Here is a 19447-nt window from a genome sequence, read left to right as displayed (position 1 = left end):
ACAGGTAATCGTAAAGTCAGGCAATAGATCCAATTGAAAACAGAGGCAATGTGTTAGCGGTTACACGGCGTTGTTCATTAATGCTTAACAGAATTGTCTGCATTCAGGGCTGATGATTAATGTTGGTAAAGTAATAGCCGAAGCGCCAATCTCACGTTAATGAGATTGGACTTCGTCTAAATGGCTTGAATAGAGAGACTTTTGCTGATGTGAATCTATTTTACCGCAAAAAAGGAAGCAATTCCGCGATGGTATTCATCAGGAAAAATTGGTTCGAATTGTTATGTTGTGAACGCCGAATTAAATGATCTTCATATCTTCTGGTAAGAACAAATCTCAGCATTAAGTCAAATAACATCGGCCTTAATAATGCTAGCGATTATCTGTTCCTGATGGATAGTGATAAACGCTACGGCTAATATCCAGCAAGCGGCAGCTACGACGGGTACCTATGTCGAACGTGGTTTGCAGGAAGTTAACGGCCTGGCGCTTTTCATTTGTGGTGAAGAAGTTTTTTAGCACGCTTTGCAGCATCTCTTTGTCCGAACTCAGTGATTGCAGCTCGCGCGTAAGGTTAAGTAGCTGATCTTCCAGCTCCTTGATTTTACGACCTTCTTCGGAGGATAACCCTGAGAATTTCTTCTTCCAGCTATAGAAAGTGGCCTCGGAAATGCCTAGCTCCTCACAAATCTCCCTGACTTTCACTCCCGTTTCAGAAGCTTTAATGGCATTTGTGATTTGCTCTTCGCTATATCGTGACTTTCTCATAAATGCTATTACCTTTCTTATCAATTAGTGGATGAGAATTACTGTATTAATATCTGGCACTGCAAAAACACTATTAATGCAGTATTAAAGTGCGCGATTTGAATTGCGAGGGTTAAATTAAGATATTTAGAAGAAATATCATCATGGGATAAATCTTATTTTATTCTGAATGGCATTGAACGCCTTCCGGGCGTTAGGTTTTTGATATAAATTCACTCCATCCCAAATGCAGAAAAAATACTACATTCATTGGAAAAACGGCATAACCCAGACGCTGAAATGCTCGGGTGTGCCAGTAAACGTTTGTGCGGAATTTAAGCTGAAATCGTTTACATCCACGGAGTTTCGCACCGGATATAATCGGAATTTTCCTGAATATAGTTCTTAATTCCTGACGCGAGTCTCATTTTTCGGACCAGTTTGGTTTGAAGTTCATTAATTAAGTCAGGCCCACTGAGCGCTTGTTAATTCATTTCAAGGATGTTGTACCGAAAGTTGTTGTAGTTCGTAATACTAAGGATCAGTCAATGAAATTGAGCGTAATGTCGAATGCCGCCTGGATGATGTCTGAAAAGATTGTCTCCGTGTTCGGCGTCATATTTGTGACCTCCTACGTGGCAAAATCCTTTGGCCCAACCATCTTTGGCCAAATGGCGTTTTCGACCTCACTGTTTTCCATGGTGCAAACCGTGGCGATTTTCGGTACGGAAACCATTCTGTTTAAGCGGATTAGCAAAAGCGCACCGAAAGGGCTGCGCCTGATGACCGTAGCGCGCAATATGCGCCTGGTTTTGCTTTTGCTCACATCGCTGCCGGTGTTGATTTGGGTCTGGTACAACATGCAGGAAAATTTCCTCGCCTTTGCACTGGCCTCGTTTATTTCCTCGGTGTTTGTGACGCAGGACACTTTCAGCGTCTATAACAATGCGCGCTTAGCGTCACGGCTGAACACCATCGCTAACTCGGTGGGATTGCTGCTGGGATTCACGCTGAGTTTCCTCATTGCCTGGCTACACCTCAATCCGCTGTGGCTCACCGTATCCATTGTGGCGGTGACGCTGGTGCCGTATGCCATTAAGCGCATTAATTTTTACCGCGAAAATGAGGATGTGGCACCGCCACAGGAGAAGCGCAACGCCTATTTGCGCTACCTGCTCTATGCCGGATTGCCGCTGGCCATTTCCAGTATTTTCATCTCAGTGCAGGTGAAAGCGGCCCAGATGTTCCTGGCGGGCATCGCTTCAGCGCGCGACCTCGGCCTGTTTGCCGCGGCAAATACTATTTCGGCTTCATGGATTTTTATTCCGGTTGCCATCATCACTTCCTGCTTCTCGGAAATCTTCCGTGAGCGTGGAGAAGCCGCCATGAAGCTGACAGCACGGCTCAATGGTTATGTCATGGGTGTTTCATTGTTGTTGTTAGCGGTGATCGCGATGTACGGCGAAAAAATCATCATCGCTTTGTATGGTCACGAATACACACAGTCAGGAAGTCTCATTACGTTGTTGTCGTTAGCAACCTGCTTTTCGGCGATGGGGACCGTAGCGTATCGCTACATGGTCAAAGAAGGCGGGTTTAATTATCTGTTGAAGAAAATTGTTTGCCTGATGGTTATCAGCTTGCCGCTGTCGTGGTGGCTGATACAGGGCTACGGCATCATGGGTGCCGCCTGGAGCGTTTTCATCTCAGAATTGCTGTCTCTTACCGTAATGAATTACTTCTTCAAAAATGGCGTCATCCAAAAAATCCAGGTTTCCTCACTCAACTACAAAACCTACAAATGAGGTCAGATATGCTCAAGTTGAAAGAAGAACTCAGAAGAAGCGTGCAGTACTTCATTAAGAAGATGCCCTGGGCAACCCAGGATCGTATCTACTACTTTCATAAGTTTCGTAGATTACCCAACCTGCGTGAGCCGAAGGTCTTCAATGAGAAGGTGCTGTACCGCAAATTCGTCCACGGCGACTATCAGATCTACGGACGCCTGTCGGACAAATATTCAGTGCGTGAATATATCGCCGAGAAAGTGGGTAGCGAATACCTGATCCCGCTGGTATATGAAACCAGCGATCCCAGCTCGCTGCACACCTTGCCGAGCTGGAAAAATACGGTGATCAAACCGAATCATGCCTCCAACATGGTGGAAATCCTGCTGGAAGAGCCGGACGCGCTGAAGAAGCAGCAGATTATTAACGACTGTCATCGCTGGTTGAAAACCGACTTCGCCAATGAGGCGCGTGAGATTCACTATCGCTACATCAAGCCGCGTATTCTGGTGGAGCAGTACATCGGTGATGGTAAAACGGCACCGATTGATTACAAATTCCACATGTTCAATAAGCGCGATGGCAATTTTGAATATGTGCTGCAGGTGATTTACAACCGCTGTAATCCGCTGTTGTCGATGAACTTTTATGTTAACAATCTGAAAGAGGCCTATCACAAGATTCGTGATACCGGCCTGGACGTGACACCGCAGATGGCGTCGTTACAGCACGCCCTGGCGTTGAGCAAAACGCTGGCCAGTGATTTCGATTACGTGCGCGTGGATTGGTACATCGATAACGACCAGATCTACTTTGGCGAATTGACCTTTACGCCGGGAGCTGGCTTAGTGACCGGTCTGGATCGCGGGCTTAATCAAATGATGGGTGATATGTGGATTCAGGATCGTCGCGGTACGAAGATACCGGGCGTCACGGTTGCGGATGTCGCCATCCCGGCCGTATTGAAGAAAATTTAAGAATCACACAGCAAAATAAAAAACCCCGCCTTGGCGGGGTTTTTTATTGGCGGCGATTAAGGCATCGGCCAGTCTGCTGGCGCCTGGCTCATCACCTGGATAAAGGCGTTCTTAGAGATTTCCATAAAGTTATGCAGATTCTCCATGCTTAACGTAATGCCAAGCAGGCCGGTAACGAACCAGCAGGACATGCCCACACCAATACCTCCACACAGCAGCGCCATCACGTGATGACTGTTTTGACGCAGTCGAATTTTCATGGTGCTGGCAAAGAACATCATTACTGCGCTCAGGAGTTCCCAGCGCATAACAATCAAACTGGTGGTTAACGTGGCCATCTGCAAAAAACCTCTTAGAATCAGTGATATCCCCGACATTCAATGGACATCACTGGCGGCAAAGAAGGAAGGTCAGGGAAGCCCTTCTGGCCGTCTTACTGCAAACAAGAAAGTGTGACTTGGCTCACATTATATCACTCGATTTTAAATTTTGAACAAAATTTATACCTTGTATGGTAGAAATTTTTTCATCAAAGAGGGAGGAATTTGCGGGCAAAAAGAGAGGTGCGCCCGCTTGGGGCGCGCAGAAAAGGTTAGCTAACCGGGCAGCACTCGCCGGTTGTACGTTGGGCAAAGCTGTTCATACTGCTCTCGACGCAGTCAAAACTGAGCAAACGTGGACGCTGCATCATCGCCTGACGACGCATGGTATGACGATAAGCGGTCGGCGTTTGCGAGAACTGACGGCGGAACACGCGTGAGAACGTCTGCTGCGAATCGTAGCCGTACTGCATGGCGATATCGAATACCGGGCGCTGGGTTTGACGCAGCGCTTCTGCGGCCAGCGTCAGACGACGTTCGCGAATATAGCCACCCAGCGTCTGTTTCGTGACGGCACGGAACATACGCTGCAGATGCCATTTTGAGTAACCTGATTTTGCTGCGACTTCATCAATTGACAGCGCTTTATCCAGATTCTGATCGATCCAGTGGGTCAGCGAATGAATGATTTCCTGTTGCATCATAGCCTCATCCTTCTGATGGTTAATACCTGGTTAGAAATTCGTAGTTTTGTTGGGGTGCGAGTATAATTCCTCAAGTTAACTTGAGGTAAAGGCCCAAAATGAAAAAAGAACGCAATTACCCGAAGCCGGTGCTGACGCCGGGTGAAGTGGCGAAACGCAGCGGTGTGGCGGTCTCGGCGCTGCACTTCTATGAAACCAAAGGATTGATTTTTAGCTCACGCAACGGCGGTAATCAGCGCCGTTACAGCCGAGATGTGTTGCGCCGCGTGGCGATCATTAAAATTGCGCAGCGCATTGGCATTCCGCTGGCAACGGTGAGCGATAGCCTGACGCACGTGCCGGCCAATAAGCGTATGTCTACGCAGGAGTGGGATGCGCTAACGCAGCACTGGCGTGAAGAACTGGATAAGCGCATCGAAACCCTTACGCGTTTACGTAACGATCTTGATGGCTGCATCGGCTGCGGCTGTTTATCGATGCGTGACTGCCCGCTACGCAATCCCGGTGACCGCCTGGGCGAACAAGGTTCGGGTGCGGTACTGCTCGATCCTGAACAAGACGAGCAGAAACGGTAATCGACTATACTTGCCGGGACACTTTTACCGGCAAGGAAAACCGTATGATCACCGTTCACCATCTGGAAAATTCCCGCTCGCACCGCGTGTTATGGCTGCTGGAAGAGCTCTCGGTGCCTTACCAAATCAAACGTTATCAGCGTGAAAACAGCCTGCTGGCGCCTGATTCCTTAAAGAAAGTCCATCCGCTGGGTAAATCCCCGGTGATCACCGATGGCAATCGGGTTATTGCCGAATCGGGCGCTATTCTCGAATATCTGCAAATGCGCTATGACAGTGAACATCAGCTGGCCTTGAGTGATGAGGATGAACAGATTCAGTCGCGTTATTGGCTCCATTACGCCGAAGGATCGCTCATGCCGCTGTTAGTGATGAAACTGGTGTTTGCTCAGCTGGGCAAGAAGCCGGTGCCGTGGCTGCTGCGTCCAGCGGGCATCGCGCTGAGTAAGGGCATTCAAAAGGCCTGGCTGAACAAACAGCTGGCGTTGCACGGCAGCGTCATCGAACAGCATCTTAGCCAGCACGCTTATTTTGCCGGTTCACGTTTTAGTATCGCCGATGTGCAGATGAGCTTCCCGCTGCTGGCGCTGCAGATGCGCGGTTCACTGCGTGAGATGCCCGCCACCGCACGCTGGCTGGAAACCATGCAGCAGCGCGCCGCCTGGCAACGCGCCATTGAGCAGGGCGGCCCGATTCAACTGCAGAGTTGATTGAGGCCAGGTCGTCACGAATGACGCCCCTACAAAGCCCATGATCGTAGGGTCGCCATTCATGACGACCTGGGAACCCCATCGGCTGGATTTATCCTGCAATCCCCGCGATTAGTAGTTGAAAACACCATGCCAAACGCCAGATAATCGTTTGCCTTTTTTCCCTATCTCTTTTTACCAACAGGAATACGCGGCGACGTAAACGTTTGCCTGGATTTTCACCATGAAAATCTCGCATCAGGGAGCAGCAAACGCGCGCCGTGCGGCAACTCACATCACAAAAAATATTGAGGAATGATTATGTCTGGTGAATCGCGCCCGGCCAGTGGAAAACTGGACGCCTGGTTCAACATCTCTGCACGCGGCAGCAGCGTGCGTCAGGAAATATTAGCGGGTCTGACGACGTTTCTGGCGATGGTCTACTCGGTTATCGTGGTCCCCAGCATGTTGGGCAAAGCGGGCTTCTCGCCGACGGCGGTGTTCGTTGCTACCTGTCTGGTCGCAAGCTTTGGCTCAATCATCATGGGCTTGTGGGCAAATCTGCCCATGGCGATTGGCTGTGCTATCTCACTGACCGCTTTCACTGCCTTTAGCCTGGTGCTCGGCCAGCACATTAGCGTACCGGTGGCGCTCGGCGCGGTGTTCCTGATGGGCTTACTGTTCACGCTGATTTCAGTGACCGGTATTCGCACGTGGATTCTGCGTAACTTACCGATGGGGGTGGCGCACGGCACCGGCGTGGGTATCGGCCTGTTCCTGATGTTGATTGCCGCAGACGGCATTGGTTTGGTGGTGAAGAACCCGGCGGCGGGCTTGCCGGTGGCGCTCGGCCATTTTGCTTCGTTTCCGGTGATCATGGCGCTGGTGGGACTGGCGGCCATTTTCGGTCTGGAGAAACGTCGCGTACCGGGCGGCATCCTGCTGACCATTATTGCGATCTCCATTATCGGTTTGATTTTCGATCCGGCGGTGACCTACCAAGGTCTGTTCGCCATGCCGAGCCTGAAGGATGCCAACGGTCAATCGGCGATGTTTAGCCTGGATATCATGGGTGCGCTGCAACCGGTCGTGCTGCCAAGCGTGCTGGCGCTGGTAATGACTGCGGTATTCGATGCCACCGGCACCATTCGCGCGGTAGCGGGGCAGGCGAATCTACTGGATAAAGAGGGCCAGATCATGAACGGTGGCCGCGCGCTGACCACGGATTCTGTCAGCAGCCTGTTCGCCGGTCTGGTGGGCGCATCACCCGCTGCGGTTTATATTGAATCGGCCGCAGGTACGGCGGCAGGGGGCAAAACCGGTCTGACGGCGATCGTGGTCGGTTTGTTGTTCCTGGTGATTCTATTTATGTCGCCGCTGGCGTATCTGGTTCCCGCTTACGCCACCGCCCCCGCGCTGATGTATGTTGGCCTGCTGATGCTCAGCAACGTGGCAAAAATCGACTTCAATGATTTCGTGGATGCGATGTCTGGGTTGCTGACCGCAGTCTTCATCGTGCTGACGTGCAACATCGTAACCGGCATCATGCTCGGCTTCGCTTCGCTGGTGATTGGTCGCCTGTTCGCGGGTGAATGGCGCAAGCTGAACGTTGGCACAGTGGTGATTGCTGTCGCGCTGGTGGTGTTCTACGCCGGTGGTTGGGCTATCTAAAAAACCAAGATTTTTCTCTTTCTGCTCCTCGCCGCACATCGGGTTGCCCGCTGTGCGGCGTTTTGTTTTACACTTTCCCACGCAACAACATCGCTTTAATGAAATTGATTCGCCTAAGGAAAGCATGGAAATCTTCTTTACTATTCTCATCATGACGCTGGTGGTTTCACTCTCCAGCGTGGCGGCACGTATTCTGCCGTTTCAAATTCCTCTTCCGCTGGTGCAGATTGCCGCCGGTGCGCTACTCGCTTTTCCCGTCTTCGGCCTGCATGTCGATTTTGACCCGGAACTGTTCCTCGTGCTGTTCATTCCGCCGCTGCTGTTCGCAGATGGTTGGAAAACGCCGATTAACGAATTTCTCCATCACGGTCGTGAAATCATGGGGCTGGCGCTGGTTCTGGTGCTGATCACCGTGGTCGGGATTGGTTACCTGATTTACTGGCTGGTGCCGGGCATTCCGTTGATTCCCGCCTTTGCGCTGGCGGCGGTGCTGTCGCCCACCGATGCCGTGGCGCTGTCCGGCATTGTCGGTGAAGGGCGTATCCCGAAAAAGATCATGTCGATTGTGCAGGGCGAGGCCCTGATGAACGACGCATCGGGCCTGGTATCACTCAAGTTTGCGGTGGCGGTCGCCATGGGCACCATGGTGTTTACGTGGGGCGGTGCCAGCGTTGAGTTTCTTAAAGTGGCCGTGGGCGGTTTGGTTGCCGGCGTCGCAATATGCTGGCTGTATGGTCGCTCGCTGCGCCTGCTGAGCCGCTGGAGCGGAGATGATCCGGCCACCCAAACCGTGCTGCTGCTGCTGTTACCGTTCGCCTCTTATCTGATTGCCGAACACCTTGGCGTGTCCGGCATCCTGGCCGCCGTGGCCGCAGGGATGACCATCACGCGTTCCGGCATTATCCGTCAGGCACCGCTCGCCATGCGTCTGCGTGCGAACAGCGTGTGGCAGATGCTGGAGTTTGTCTTTAACGGCATGGTGTTCCTGATGCTCGGCCTGCAGTTGCCAGACATCCTTTCCACGTCGATTGCCCAGGCACAAGCCGATCCCAATGTGGAACTGTGGATGTTGCTCACTGACGTCTTGTTGGTGTACGCCGCCCTGATGGTGGTGCGATTCGGCTGGCTGTGGATCATGAAGCGCACCAGTCAGCGCCTGCTGAAGAAAAAGCCGCTGGAGTTTACCAACTATTCGCTGCGCGAATTGCTGATTGCCTCTTTTGCCGGGGTGCGCGGTGCCATCACGCTGGCCGGTGTGCTGTCGATTCCGCTGTTCCTCAGCAATGGCGATCCCTTCCCGGCGCGCTATGAATTGGTGTTTATCGCCACCGGTGTGATTCTGGTTTCGCTGCTGGTCGGCGTTGTACTGCTGCCGATTCTGCTGCGCGATGTGGAAAGTATCGATAAGGTCGGTCATCGTCGTGAGATTCAGTTCGCGCGTGCCGCCATGGCGGGTGTGGCGATAGAGAGCCTGCACAAAATGGAGCAACGCCTCGAGAGTGACGCGGAAGAGAACATCGATCCCGAACTGCTGAAAGAAGTCAGTTTGCGGGTAATTGGTAATCTACGTCGCCGGGCGGAAGGCAAAAATGATATTGAGCAGGCGCAGTTTGCCGAAAACCTTGAGCGTCGTTTCCGCCTCAATGCGCTGCGAGCCGAACGTGCAGAGGTGTATCACCTGCGCGCGACGCAGGAAATCTCTAACGAGACGATGCAGAAACTGCTGCACGATCTTGATCTGCTCGAAGCGCTGCTGATAGAGAAAGAGGAATAGCGGCAAGCCTGTTTTTCACCTGTAGCGGCGCAATCCCGGTGCGCATGAATGCGCACCCTACGTAAACCCAGTCAGATAAACGTAGGGTCGCCATTCATGGCGACCGGTTCAGAACGTTACTGTGCTGCTGTTGTTTTCACACCGAAAGCCGCGGTGCCTTATCCGGCCAGTGTTCACGGCAGCACTCAATCCATGCCTGCGCACTGCGTGATAAGTAACTGCCTTCTCGCCAAATCAAGCCCAGGCTCCACTGCAGCTCCGAATCCAGCGGCAGCCACAGCAGCGACTGCTTATCCAGCCGCTGACAGATCGGTTCCGGCAAAATCGCCAATCCCATCCCCGCTTGCACCATTGATGCCAGAAAATCCCACTGCGCGCTGCGTAGCGCAATGTTCGGTGTTACGCCCAGACGTTGAAACGCTTTCATGATTTGGCGATTAAGTGCGAACTCTTCATTGAGGATCAGCAGCGGATGCCGGGCTAATTCAGCCAAACCTACTTTGCGATGCTGTAGCCAGCTTTCACTGCGCGGCAGCAATACGCACATCGGATGGTGCATCAACGCCAGCGTATTGAGCGGCAGCGCTGCATCAAGCGGCAGCGCGGTGAGGGCGATATCCAGCGCGCCGCTCAGCACCGCTTGTTGCGCGGTCAGCCCGCCAAACTCAGAAATTTTTAGCTGCACGCCAGGATAACGGCGACGAAAGGCGGAGATAGAACCCGCAATCTGCATGCCGACCATTGGCGGAATGCCCAGCCGCAGCTCACCGGTTTTTAGCTGGTTGATATCGCCTAACTCCGCCTCCAGCTGATGAAACTCCTGCAAAATCGCCAGCCCGCGCTGATAAACCGCCTGGCCACTGTCGGTCAGATGCAGCTTGCGCCCTTCACGCAGCAGCAAGGTGCAGCCCAGCTCCTCCTCCAGCTGTCGCAGCATTTTGCTGATGGTGGGTTGCGTCACGTACAGCTTCTCAGCGGCGCGGGTGAAGCTCTGCTGACGGACCACTTCAGTGAAGTAGCGCAAGGCTCGCACGTCCATACACATTCCTTTTTGGCATAGTTTGAATGATTTTAATTCATTTCTTTCACAGTTTGCGGCGGATTTATACTAAAGCCCTGAATTATTCATCGGGGTGAAAGGAAATGATGGCATTAAGTCCGCGCAGAACGGATCTCCTGCAACGCGCTTTCGTACCGCTGCAGCTGGTGCTGTATGTCGGATTGTTTATGTTTAGCGGCGAGCTGGTGAGCTGGCTGCATCTACCGCTGCCTGCCAATGTGGTTGGTATGGTGTTGCTGCTGGGACTTATCATGACGCACATTGTGCCGCTGCGCTGGGTGAAAGCCGGCGCCAACTGGCTGCTGGCCGAAATGCTGCTGTTCTTTATCCCGGCGGTGGTGGCGGTGGTGAATTACAGCGATTTATTGCGCAGTGAAGGCTGGCGTATCTGCGTGGTGATTGGCGTGAGCACCTTGCTGGTGCTGGCGTCGACCTCACTGGTGGTCGACCATTTATACCGTTTTGAACTGGCGCGCGCTGCACGCAAGCAGGCCCATCATGAATGATCTACTGATTAGCCTGCTGTGTCTGGGATTCACGCTGCTGGTCTATTACATCAACAAAGTCCTGTATCGTCGCTGGCGTACGCTGCTGCTCATGCCGCTGGTACTCACGCCGCTGGTGCTGGTCGCGCTGCTGCTGCTTACCCACGTGAGCTGGAAAAACTATATCGCAGAAAGTCACTGGCTGATTTGGCTGCTCGGCCCGGCAACGCTGGCATTTGCCGTACCGGTGTATGAGAACCTCGAGATCATCAAGCGCCACTGGCTATCGCTGAGCGTGGGCGTCGTCACCGCTACGCTGGTGGCGGTGTGCAGCTCGGTATGGCTGGCGCGTTTACTGGCGCTGCCGGAATCCATCCAGCGCAGCCTGGCAGTACGTTCGATTACCACACCGTTTGCGCTGGCGGCAGCACAGCCGATTGGCGGTCAGCCGGATCTGGTGGCGCTGTTTGTGGTGATCACCGGCGTGTTCGGTATGGCGGTGGGCGATGTTCTGTTCCTGCGTATTGCCATTAAGCAGGGCGTGGCGAAAGGCGCGGGCTTCGGTGCGGCATCGCACGGTGCAGGGACCGCGCGCGCTTATCAACTGGGTCAGCAAGAAGGGGTGGTCTCGAGCCTGGTAATGATGCTCTCCGGCGTGGTGACGGTCATTCTCGCGCCCCTGCTCAGTCATCTGCTTTGGGCCGCTTAAGAAGCGGCTCTTTTGCCCGTCGTAACCCATTTTTACGTAAAGCTTTCCAAATAATGTTGTCTCCCGCTGCCAGGCTGTTACCCTTGCCGCCGAATTATTGGTCCTTCATGGAGTGGAATCACATGTTAAAGCAACTTGTTACTGGAAGCGTATTGGGTCTGGCACTGCTGAGCAGCGGCGCACAGGCGATTGAGGGCAGTGTTGACGTGGGTGAGCACAGCACCAACCTGAACCTTGGTCTCGGTACTACCTCGCCAGGCCTGTTCCTGAAAGGCAACTGGCTGCGCAGCGATCACGATGGCAGCACCTATGGTGCCGGCCTGGGCTATAACATCGACGTGGGCGATTTCCGCATTGCGCCAACGGCGAAAGCGCTATTCACCCATCCGGAAGATGGTCGTGATGGCTTTACCGTAGCAGTGGGCGGCGGCGCGCAGTACAGCTTCAACAGCATGTGGGGACTGTATGGCGAATATTACTATGCACCGGAAGCGTTCTCCGATCGTCTGGATAGCTATCAGGAAGCGTCTGGTGGCCTGAGCTTCACGCCAATTTCGCTGCTGAACCTGCGTGTGGGTTATCAGTATATTGAGCTGAACAATAAGGGCAGCCGTAAAGATAACGTGCTGGTTGATGGGCCGTACGTTGGCGCGTCACTGCGTTTCTAATAATGATATAACCAGGTGCGCATTAATGCGCACCCTACATGTAGGGTCGCCATTTATGGCGACCTGGTCAATCACCGCACCGTATTTATGGCGACCTGGTCAATCACCGCTCCTAGTGCGATTTACCCTGCGAAATTCCTATTCCCGTCTGCGAACGAATAAACTGTCCGCGGAAGCGAGCACGTTCCTCGGCACCGCGCGCCGAGTGGTCGGTGATAGAAAACAGCCAAATGCCGATAAACGCCGCCAGCATCGAGAACAGCGCCGGATACTCATACGGATAAATCGGCTTCTCATGCCCCAGCACCTGCACCCAAATAGTTGGGCCAAGGATCATCAATAGCACTGCCGTAATCAATCCCAGCCAGCCGCCAATCATCGCGCCGCGCGTGGTCAGTTTTGACCAGTACATCGAAAGCAAAATAATGGGGAAGTTACAGCTGGCAGCAATCGAGAACGCCAGACCGACCATAAAGGCAATGTTCTGTTTTTCAAACAGAATCCCCAGCGCAATCGCCACCACGCCCAACACCAACACGGTGATCTTCGAGATGCGCAACTCATCGCGTTCTGTCGCCTTACCTTCGCGGATTACGCTGGCATAGAGATCGTGTGACACCGCAGAAGCGCCCGCCAATGTCAGACCCGCAACGACCGCCAGAATGGTGGCGAAAGCCACGGCCGAGATAAAGCCGAGGAACAAGCTGCCGCCAACCGCATTCGCCAGATGGACCGCCGCCATGTTGGTGCCGCCGAGCAGGGCGCCGCTGGCATCTTTGAAGGCCGGATTCGATCCCACCAGTAATATCGCGCCGAAGCCGATAATAAAGGTCAGGAAGTAGAAGTAGCCCATAAAGCCGGTGGCCCAGAACACACTTTTACGCGCTTCACGCGCATCGGCCACGGTAAAGAAGCGCATCAGAATATGCGGCAAACCGGCGGTACCGAACATCAAGCCCAGCCCGAGTGACAGCGCCGATATCGGATCTTTCACCAGCCCGCCTGGCTGCATAATCGCCGCACCTTTCGGATGCACCGCCATGGCTTCGGTGAACAGCGTATTGAAGCTGAAGCCGGTGGCTTTCATCACCATAATCGCCATAAAGCTGGCGCCAAACAGCAGCAGCACCGCTTTGATGATCTGCACCCAGGTGGTGGCCAGCATGCCGCCGAACAGCACGTACAGCACCATCAAAATACCCACCATCACCACCGCGATGTGGTAATCCAAACCAAACAGCAGCTGGATAAGCTTACCGGCACCGACCATCTGCGCAATCAGATACAGCGCCACCACGACCAGCGAGCCGCAGGCCGACAATGTACGGATGGGTTTCTGAGCGAGGCGATAGGAGGCAACATCAGCAAAGGTGTAACGACCGAGATTGCGCAGGCGTTCGGCAATCAAAAACAGGATCATCGGCCAGCCGACAAGGAAGCCGAGCGAGTAGATCAGCCCGTCGTAACCCGAGGTATAAACCAGGGCGGAAATACCGAGGAACGAGGCGGCGGACATAAAGTCACCGGCAATGGCCAGCCCGTTCTGGAAACCGGTGATATTACCGCCGGCGGTATAGTAATCGCTGCGCGAACGGGTGCGCTTGGATGCCCAATAAGTAATGCCGAGCGTCGCTGCCACAAACACCACGAACATAATAATGGCTTCATAGTTGGTGGCCTGACGTTGTACCGCGCCGGTTATCGCATCGGCGGCAAACACGCTGGCGGGCACAATAGCCAAAAACATCGAGAGCAAGCGCTTCATGATTTCACCTCGCTCAGGATCTGTTTGGTCAGACGGTCAAACTCGCCGTTGGCACGCCATACGTAGACGCCGGTCAGCACGAAAGACATCACGATGAGGCCGACGCCAATGGGAATACCCCGCGTCACGTTGGTACCTGCATGCAATGGCGTGCCCAGCCAGCCGGGCGCAAAGGCAATGAGCAGAATAAAGCCGACGTACAGCACCAGCATGATAATGCTAAGTAGCAGCGCGAAGGCCTGACGTTTGTGCACCAGTTCGTGATAGCGCGGGTTATTTTCGATTTGTAGCCAGATTGCTTCCTGTTGTTCCAGGGTTTCGTTCATCACATTTTCTCCAGAGGCAAGGCAGACAGCAATCTCACAATAAAGTGATTTAACTGGCTGAATATTCTAGTTATATATACCGTTCATACTTCAAGCTACAGGTGCGTTGGCTGCGTATGCTCATCCCAGTCACGTACTTCAGTAAGCTCCTGGAATTCTCATCCTTGCCGCCTTCCTGCAGCTCGAATTATTTTGGGTATGGGTTGTGCGATGTTGAAAGGCATACGGCGTAAGGTAAAGGTGACGGAGAGTAACCTGCCGTGGACAGGCTGACACTCTCCGTCGGGACGATGCCGATTACGGCATGGTGATGGACTGTTTCTCCTCCAGCAATTTCTCTACCACGCCCGGATCGGCCAGCGTAGAGGTATCGCCGAGATTGCTGGTATCACCGGCAGCGATTTTGCGCAGAATGCGACGCATAATCTTGCCGGAGCGGGTTTTTGGCAGCGAGTCGGTCCAGTGCAGCACATCCGGCGTGGCAATCGGGCCAATCTCTTTTCGTACCCAGTTACGCACTTCGGTATACAGCTCTGGCGAAGGCTCTTCACCATGGTTTAGCGTGATGTAAGCGTAGATCGCCTGGCCCTTAATGCTGTGCGGAATACCCACCACCGCGGCTTCGGCAATTTTTGGATGCGACACCAGCGCTGATTCGATCTCGGCGGTACCTAAGCGGTGACCGGAGACGTTGAGCACATCATCCACGCGGCCGGTGATCCAGTAATAGCCATCTTCATCACGGCGCGCGCCGTCACCGCTGAAGTAGCGATTTTTGAAGGTGGAGAAGTAGGTCTGCTCGAAACGATCGTGATCGCCATACAGCGTACGCGCCTGGCCTGGCCAGGAGTCGACGATCACCAGGTTACCTTCGGTGGCGCCATCCAGCTGATTGCCATCGTTATCGACCAGCGCCGGCTGCACGCCAAAGAAAGGTTTGGTGGCGGAACCGGCTTTCAATTCGGTGGCGCCCGGCAGCGGCGTGATCATAAAACCGCCGGTTTCGGTCTGCCACCAGGTATCGACGATCGGGCAACGGCTGTCGCCAATCTTCTTGTAATACCACTCCCAGGCTTCTGGATTGATCGGTTCACCCACCGAACCCATAATGCGCAAGCTGCTACGATCGGTGCCTTCAATCGCCTTATCGCCTTCGGCCATCAGGGCGCGGATCGCGGTCGGCGCGGTATACAGCAAGGTAACCTTGTGTTTATCCACCACTTCAGCCATGCGGCTCGGCTTCGGCCAGTTCGGCACGCCTTCAAACATCAGCGTGGTCGCCCCGCACGCCAGCGGGCCGTAAATCAGGTAGCTGTGACCGGTGATCCAGCCGACATCAGCGGTACACCAGTAGACATCATCAGGATGATAATCAAACACATACTTGAAAGTGCTGGCGGCATACACCAGATAACCGCCGGTGGTATGCAGCACGCCTTTCGGCTTGCCGGTGGAGCCGGAGGTATAGAGGATAAACAGCGGATGTTCGGCATCCACGGCAACCGGTTCATGCCGATCGCTGGCCTTTGCCACTAAATCGTGCCACCACAGATCGCGGCCTTCGCGCCAGCCGGTCTCTTTACCGGTGCGCTTGAACACCACTACATTTTTCACCGTGGTGACATTTGGATTGTTCAGCGCGTCATCAACGTTTCGCTTCAGTGGAATGCTGCGGCCGGCGCGAACGCCTTCGTCGGCGGTAATAATCAGTTTGGCATTGGAATCAACCACGCGTCCGGCAACCGCTTCCGGTGAGAAGCCGCCAAAAATTACCGAGTGCACCGCGCCAATGCGGGCGCAAGCCAGCATCGCGACGGCGGCTTCTGGCACCATCGGCATGTAAATCGCCACCACGTCGCCTTTTTTCACACCAAGGCTCACGAGCACATTGGCAAAGCGGCAGACGTCGCCATGCAGTTCGCGGAAGGTCAGGGTTTTGCTTTCGCTGGCGTCATCGCCTTCCCAGATAATGGCGGGATGATCGCCACGCGTTTGCAGATGGCGATCGAGGCAGTTGGCGGCGAGGTTCAGCGCGCCGTCTTCATACCAGCGAATCGAAATATTGCCGGGGGCAAAGGAGGTGTTTTTCACTTTGCTGTAGGGCTTAATCCAGTCGAGGATTTTACCTTGTTCGCCCCAAAAAGCGTCGGGATCGTCAACCGATTGTTGGTACAGCGCCGCATACTGATCGGCATTTATCAGGGCATTCGCTGCAATGGCAGCGGGTACGGGATGCTTGTGTATTTGGCTCATGGCTGACCTCCTTGAAGATGTTAATCATATGTCAATCAAAGGTTAAGGGAAGAGCGCAATAGGGCTTTGTTTCTGTTTTGTAGTCTGGATCACGACCTTTCCACCCGGCAAAATGCCCTTGAATCACTTGTTTAAAACGCTGCGTAAATTGCAGCTTGTGCTGCTCTAAGCCTACGAGATCTCTGCCACTGCTGTGCAAATAATCAGCAAACGCACCGGCGTGCTTTTTGCCCAGTTATGCATAGCTATGCGGAAACTTATCGAATTAACACTTTTCATAACAGCGAGTTATGGTCATTAACAAGCCTCAGCATTTTATGCTACTAACCTGAGTAAGATTTGCGCTATCGCGCCGGGGGTTGCATTTACCGTAGTGAAAATGGTACTTATCTCGGCCCTGTTCAGCAGGTATCTACTCAGGCTGCATCATTTCGCAGGCGCAAAATGCCTGCAAAGCGGTAAACGGCGCAGTCCACAATAACCTTCTATTTTTATCGGGCTTTTGCTCACTTCCCTGTGTGACATTTCTCCTGCACCTTCGCAGCAGAGCAAAGGGGTTTTTGACTTGAGGAAATAAAGCGTTATGAAAGGTTTTAAATTCACCCTTGCATGGCAGATTTTAGTTGCGCTGATTTTGGGCGTGATTGTAGGAACCGTGCTGCATAATCAGCCCGGCGAACGTGAATGGTTAATCACCAACATTCTGACGCCAGCCGGTGATATCTTTATCCATCTGATCAAAATGATCGTGGTGCCGATTGTTATTTCCTCGCTGATTGTCGGCATTGCCGGCGTTGGAGATGCGAAAAAGCTCGGACGTATTGGTGTCAAAACCATCATCTATTTTGAAGTGATTACCACCATTGCCATTGTGGTCGGCATTACGCTGGCCAACGTATTCCAACCCGGTAGCGGCATTGATATGTCAACGCTGGTAACGGTGGACATCTCTAAATACGAAGCGACAACGGCCGCCGTGCAGGACGCACCGCACGGCCTGGTGACCACCATCCTTTCGCTGATCCCGCAGAACATCTTCGCCTCGCTGGTGAAGGGTGACATGCTGCCGATTATCTTCTTCTCGGTACTGTTTGGTATGGGCCTGTCGGCGCTGCCATCGGAGCATCGCGATCCGCTGGTGACGGTATTCCGTTCTATTTCCGAAACCATGTTTAAAGTGACGCACATGATCATGCGTTATGCGCCGGTGGGTGTATTTGCGCTGATTGCGGTCACTATCGCCAACTTTGGATTTGCTTCGCTTTATCCGCTCGCCAAGCTGGTGCTGCTGGTGTACGTGGCAATTCTGTTCTTTGCTTTCGTGGTGCTCGGCACCGTGGCGCGCTTGTGTAAGCTGCGCATTACTACGCTGATGCGCATTCTGAAAGACGAGCTGATTCTTGCCTATTCCACCTCAAGTTCCGAAACCGTTCTGCCGCGCATTATGCAGAAGATGGAAGCCTATGGTGCGCCGAAAGCCATTACCAGCTTCGTGGTGCCAACCGGTTACTCGTTTAATCTCGATGGTTCAACGCTGTACCAAAGCATTGCGGCGATCTTTATCGCCCAGCTGTATGGCATTGATTTGTCGCTCACCGACGAGATCATTCTGGTGCTGACGCTGATGGTGACCTCAAAAGGGATTGCTGGTGTGCCGGGTGTCTCCTTTGTGGTGCTGCTGGCGACGCTGGGCAGCGTGGGTATTCCGCTGGAAGGATTGGCGTTTATCGCCGGTGTTGATCGCATCATGGATATGGCACGTACTGCGCTGAACGTCATCGGTAACGCGTTGGCGGTACTGGTAATTGCACGCTGGGAAGACCAGTTCGACGCCAAACAGGCCGCTGCCTACGAGCAGCAGCTGCGTACGCAAAGCGCCAGTTAATTTGCCGGTGCGCATGAATGCGCACCCTACGTCATAGGGTCGCCATTCATGACGATCGGTATCCACAGAAACCCGCTTCGGCGGGTTTTTTTATGCCCGCTGCAGACAAGTCTTATAACCCTTTGTCTCAAACCTTGCTTAAATCCATACCCACTATAACCACAAGTGCTGCATAGCGTAGTTATAGTGGGTATAATGACTGTGTGCCAGGGACTCAAGGAGGCTGGATTGACCAGTGGCGAACTCATAAAGCTTTTAGAGCAAAATGGCTGGGTACAGAAAAGGGTGAAAGGAAGTCACCACATCTTCAAAAAGGATGGCGTGAGTTATGCCATTGCCGTCCCTCATCCCACAAAAGATATTTCAACGGGGACGCTAAACAAAATACTTAAACAGATATGAAAACAGGCGCACACAGCGCGCCCAAATTTCGGTAATAATTTTAAGTGCCTTGTACGTAATAGAAATCCAGCTTGAGCGGGTAGGGGGTTGCAAATGAGATATCCAATTTACATCCATAAGACAGAAACTGGCACTTACTCAGGGTTTGTACCAGATGTAACCGGATGCTATTTCGCAGGCGATACCTTCGAGAACACAATCAAAGATGCAGCGGAAGCGATAGACGCGCACGTAGAGTTTACGGTTGATGAAGGCGGTGCAATTCCAGAAGCTAAAACTTTTGATGCGCATCTTGATAATGAAGACTGCCAGGGCGGCACCTGGGCTTATGTCGATGTCGATGTAAGCAAGTATGATGGAAAGGCAATCAAGTTAAACATCACGATTGCACAAAACTTGTTAGCACGCATTGATCGTTACGTCGAGGAACATCGTGAATATGGGTCAAGAAGTGGATTCTTAGCGGAGTTAGCCCGCAGAGAGTTGGCTAAAACATAAGAAATTCCCGTAAGACGTTTAATCATGGGTAATAGCCTGCTTATGCAGGCTTTTTTGTGGACGTCTGCCATCCCCAGTAGCGAGCAAAAATGACATATACCTGACGAATTAACAATTCTTTGTGATATATAGTTTGTTGAATAAATTATTCT

Annotated in this window: 19 protein-coding genes; 12 read left to right on the top strand and 7 right to left on the bottom strand. The window is 53.0% G+C overall.

The genetic code is table 11. The features are described from left to right. Window positions 1–372 precede the first annotated feature (372 nt). Window positions 373–768 carry a transposase gene (locus CRO19_RS07045; protein WP_097095207.1) on the bottom strand — a complete coding sequence of 132 codons (396 nt, stop codon included), beginning with the start codon at window positions 766–768 and terminating at the stop codon, window positions 373–375. A gap of 527 nt (window positions 769–1295) precedes the next feature. On the opposite strand from CRO19_RS07045, the gene CRO19_RS07040 reads away from it, so the two are divergent. Continuing rightward, complete coding sequence (locus CRO19_RS07040) at window positions 1296–2552, top strand: oligosaccharide flippase family protein (protein ID WP_097095206.1); 1257 nt, start codon at window positions 1296–1298, stop codon at window positions 2550–2552. Window positions 2553–2560: 8 nt separating this feature from the next. After that, window positions 2561–3511 (top strand): ATP-grasp fold amidoligase family protein, encoded by a 951-nt coding sequence (locus CRO19_RS07035; protein WP_097095205.1) that lies wholly within the window; start codon window positions 2561–2563, stop codon window positions 3509–3511. Window positions 3512–3567: 56 nt separating this feature from the next. Here the strand turns inward: CRO19_RS07035 and CRO19_RS07030 are convergent, their stop codons facing one another. Then, window positions 3568–3849, bottom strand: coding sequence for a YjcB family protein (locus CRO19_RS07030; RefSeq protein WP_097095204.1), 282 nt, complete (start codon window positions 3847–3849; stop codon window positions 3568–3570). A 254-nt stretch (window positions 3850–4103) separates the two neighbouring features. Then, complete coding sequence (soxS, locus tag CRO19_RS07025) at window positions 4104–4535, bottom strand: superoxide response transcriptional regulator SoxS (protein WP_097095203.1); 432 nt, start codon at window positions 4533–4535, stop codon at window positions 4104–4106. Between the two features lie 98 nt (window positions 4536–4633). Between soxS and soxR the strand changes: the two genes are divergently transcribed. The 4 genes from soxR (at window position 4634) to CRO19_RS07005 (ending at window position 9244) form a co-directional block, all read left to right on the top strand. Continuing rightward, window positions 4634–5110, top strand: coding sequence for a redox-sensitive transcriptional activator SoxR (soxR, locus tag CRO19_RS07020; protein WP_008109977.1), 477 nt, complete (start codon window positions 4634–4636; stop codon window positions 5108–5110). A 44-nt stretch (window positions 5111–5154) separates the two neighbouring features. After that, the gene (locus CRO19_RS07015) at window positions 5155–5820 is read left to right on the top strand and encodes a glutathione S-transferase family protein (RefSeq protein WP_097095202.1); all 666 of its coding nucleotides are present in this window, start codon (window positions 5155–5157) and stop codon (window positions 5818–5820) included. 300 nt (window positions 5821–6120) lie between these two features. After that, complete coding sequence (locus CRO19_RS07010; protein ID WP_097095201.1) at window positions 6121–7470, top strand: NCS2 family permease; 1350 nt, start codon at window positions 6121–6123, stop codon at window positions 7468–7470. A gap of 124 nt (window positions 7471–7594) precedes the next feature. Continuing rightward, complete coding sequence (locus CRO19_RS07005; RefSeq protein WP_097095200.1) at window positions 7595–9244, top strand: Na+/H+ antiporter; 1650 nt, start codon at window positions 7595–7597, stop codon at window positions 9242–9244. 136 nt (window positions 9245–9380) lie between these two features. On the opposite strand, the gene CRO19_RS07000 is transcribed toward CRO19_RS07005, so the two are convergent. Further along, the gene (locus CRO19_RS07000) at window positions 9381–10283 is read right to left on the bottom strand and encodes a LysR family transcriptional regulator (RefSeq protein ID WP_097095199.1); all 903 of its coding nucleotides are present in this window, start codon (window positions 10281–10283) and stop codon (window positions 9381–9383) included. Between the two features lie 104 nt (window positions 10284–10387). Here CRO19_RS07000 and CRO19_RS06995 point away from each other — a divergent pair, with 104 nt between their 5' ends. From CRO19_RS06995 to CRO19_RS06985, 3 genes are all read left to right on the top strand, one after another. Further along, window positions 10388–10810, top strand: coding sequence for a CidA/LrgA family protein (locus CRO19_RS06995; protein WP_097095198.1), 423 nt, complete (start codon window positions 10388–10390; stop codon window positions 10808–10810). Further along, window positions 10803–11498, top strand: a complete 696-nt coding sequence (locus CRO19_RS06990; protein WP_097095197.1) for an LrgB family protein — start codon at window positions 10803–10805, stop codon at window positions 11496–11498. Before CRO19_RS06995 ends, CRO19_RS06990 begins: the two co-directional genes overlap by 8 nt. Window positions 11499–11620: 122 nt before the next feature. Then, entirely contained in the window at window positions 11621–12166 is a 546-nt protein-coding gene (locus CRO19_RS06985; RefSeq protein WP_097095196.1) for a YfaZ family outer membrane protein, read from the top strand. A gap of 112 nt (window positions 12167–12278) precedes the next feature. On the opposite strand, the gene actP is transcribed toward CRO19_RS06985, so the two are convergent. The 3 genes from actP to acs all read right to left on the bottom strand — a co-directional run bounded on the left by actP (window position 12279) and on the right by acs (window position 16510). Then, complete coding sequence (gene actP / locus CRO19_RS06980) at window positions 12279–13931, bottom strand: cation/acetate symporter ActP (protein ID WP_097095195.1); 1653 nt, start codon at window positions 13929–13931, stop codon at window positions 12279–12281. After that, entirely contained in the window at window positions 13928–14257 is a 330-nt protein-coding gene (locus CRO19_RS06975; protein ID WP_097095194.1) for a DUF485 domain-containing protein, read from the bottom strand. The genes actP and CRO19_RS06975 overlap by 4 nt, the downstream gene beginning before the upstream one ends. 297 nt (window positions 14258–14554) lie before the next feature. Further along, the gene (gene acs / locus CRO19_RS06970) at window positions 14555–16510 is read right to left on the bottom strand and encodes an acetate--CoA ligase (protein ID WP_097095193.1); all 1956 of its coding nucleotides are present in this window, start codon (window positions 16508–16510) and stop codon (window positions 14555–14557) included. Window positions 16511–17093: 583 nt separating this feature from the next. On the opposite strand from acs, the gene gltP reads away from it, so the two are divergent. From gltP to CRO19_RS06955, 3 genes are all read left to right on the top strand, one after another. Further along, window positions 17094–18395 carry a glutamate/aspartate:proton symporter GltP gene (gltP, locus tag CRO19_RS06965; protein WP_097095192.1) on the top strand — a complete coding sequence of 434 codons (1302 nt, stop codon included), beginning with the start codon at window positions 17094–17096 and terminating at the stop codon, window positions 18393–18395. A 228-nt stretch (window positions 18396–18623) separates the two neighbouring features. Then, entirely contained in the window at window positions 18624–18797 is a 174-nt protein-coding gene (locus CRO19_RS06960; RefSeq protein ID WP_097095191.1) for a type II toxin-antitoxin system HicA family toxin, read from the top strand. Window positions 18798–18890: 93 nt separating this feature from the next. Beyond that, on the top strand, window positions 18891–19295 hold the full coding sequence (locus CRO19_RS06955) for a type II toxin-antitoxin system HicB family antitoxin (RefSeq protein WP_097095190.1): 405 nt from the start codon (window positions 18891–18893) through the stop codon (window positions 19293–19295). Window positions 19296–19447 lie beyond the last annotated feature (152 nt).

It is taken from the genome of Candidatus Pantoea floridensis (assembly GCF_900215435.1).
Classification (GTDB): Bacteria; Pseudomonadota; Gammaproteobacteria; order Enterobacterales; family Enterobacteriaceae; genus Pantoea; species Pantoea floridensis.
Note: the sequence above shows the minus strand (reverse complement) of the source record. Positions and strands in the feature narration are given on the sequence as shown.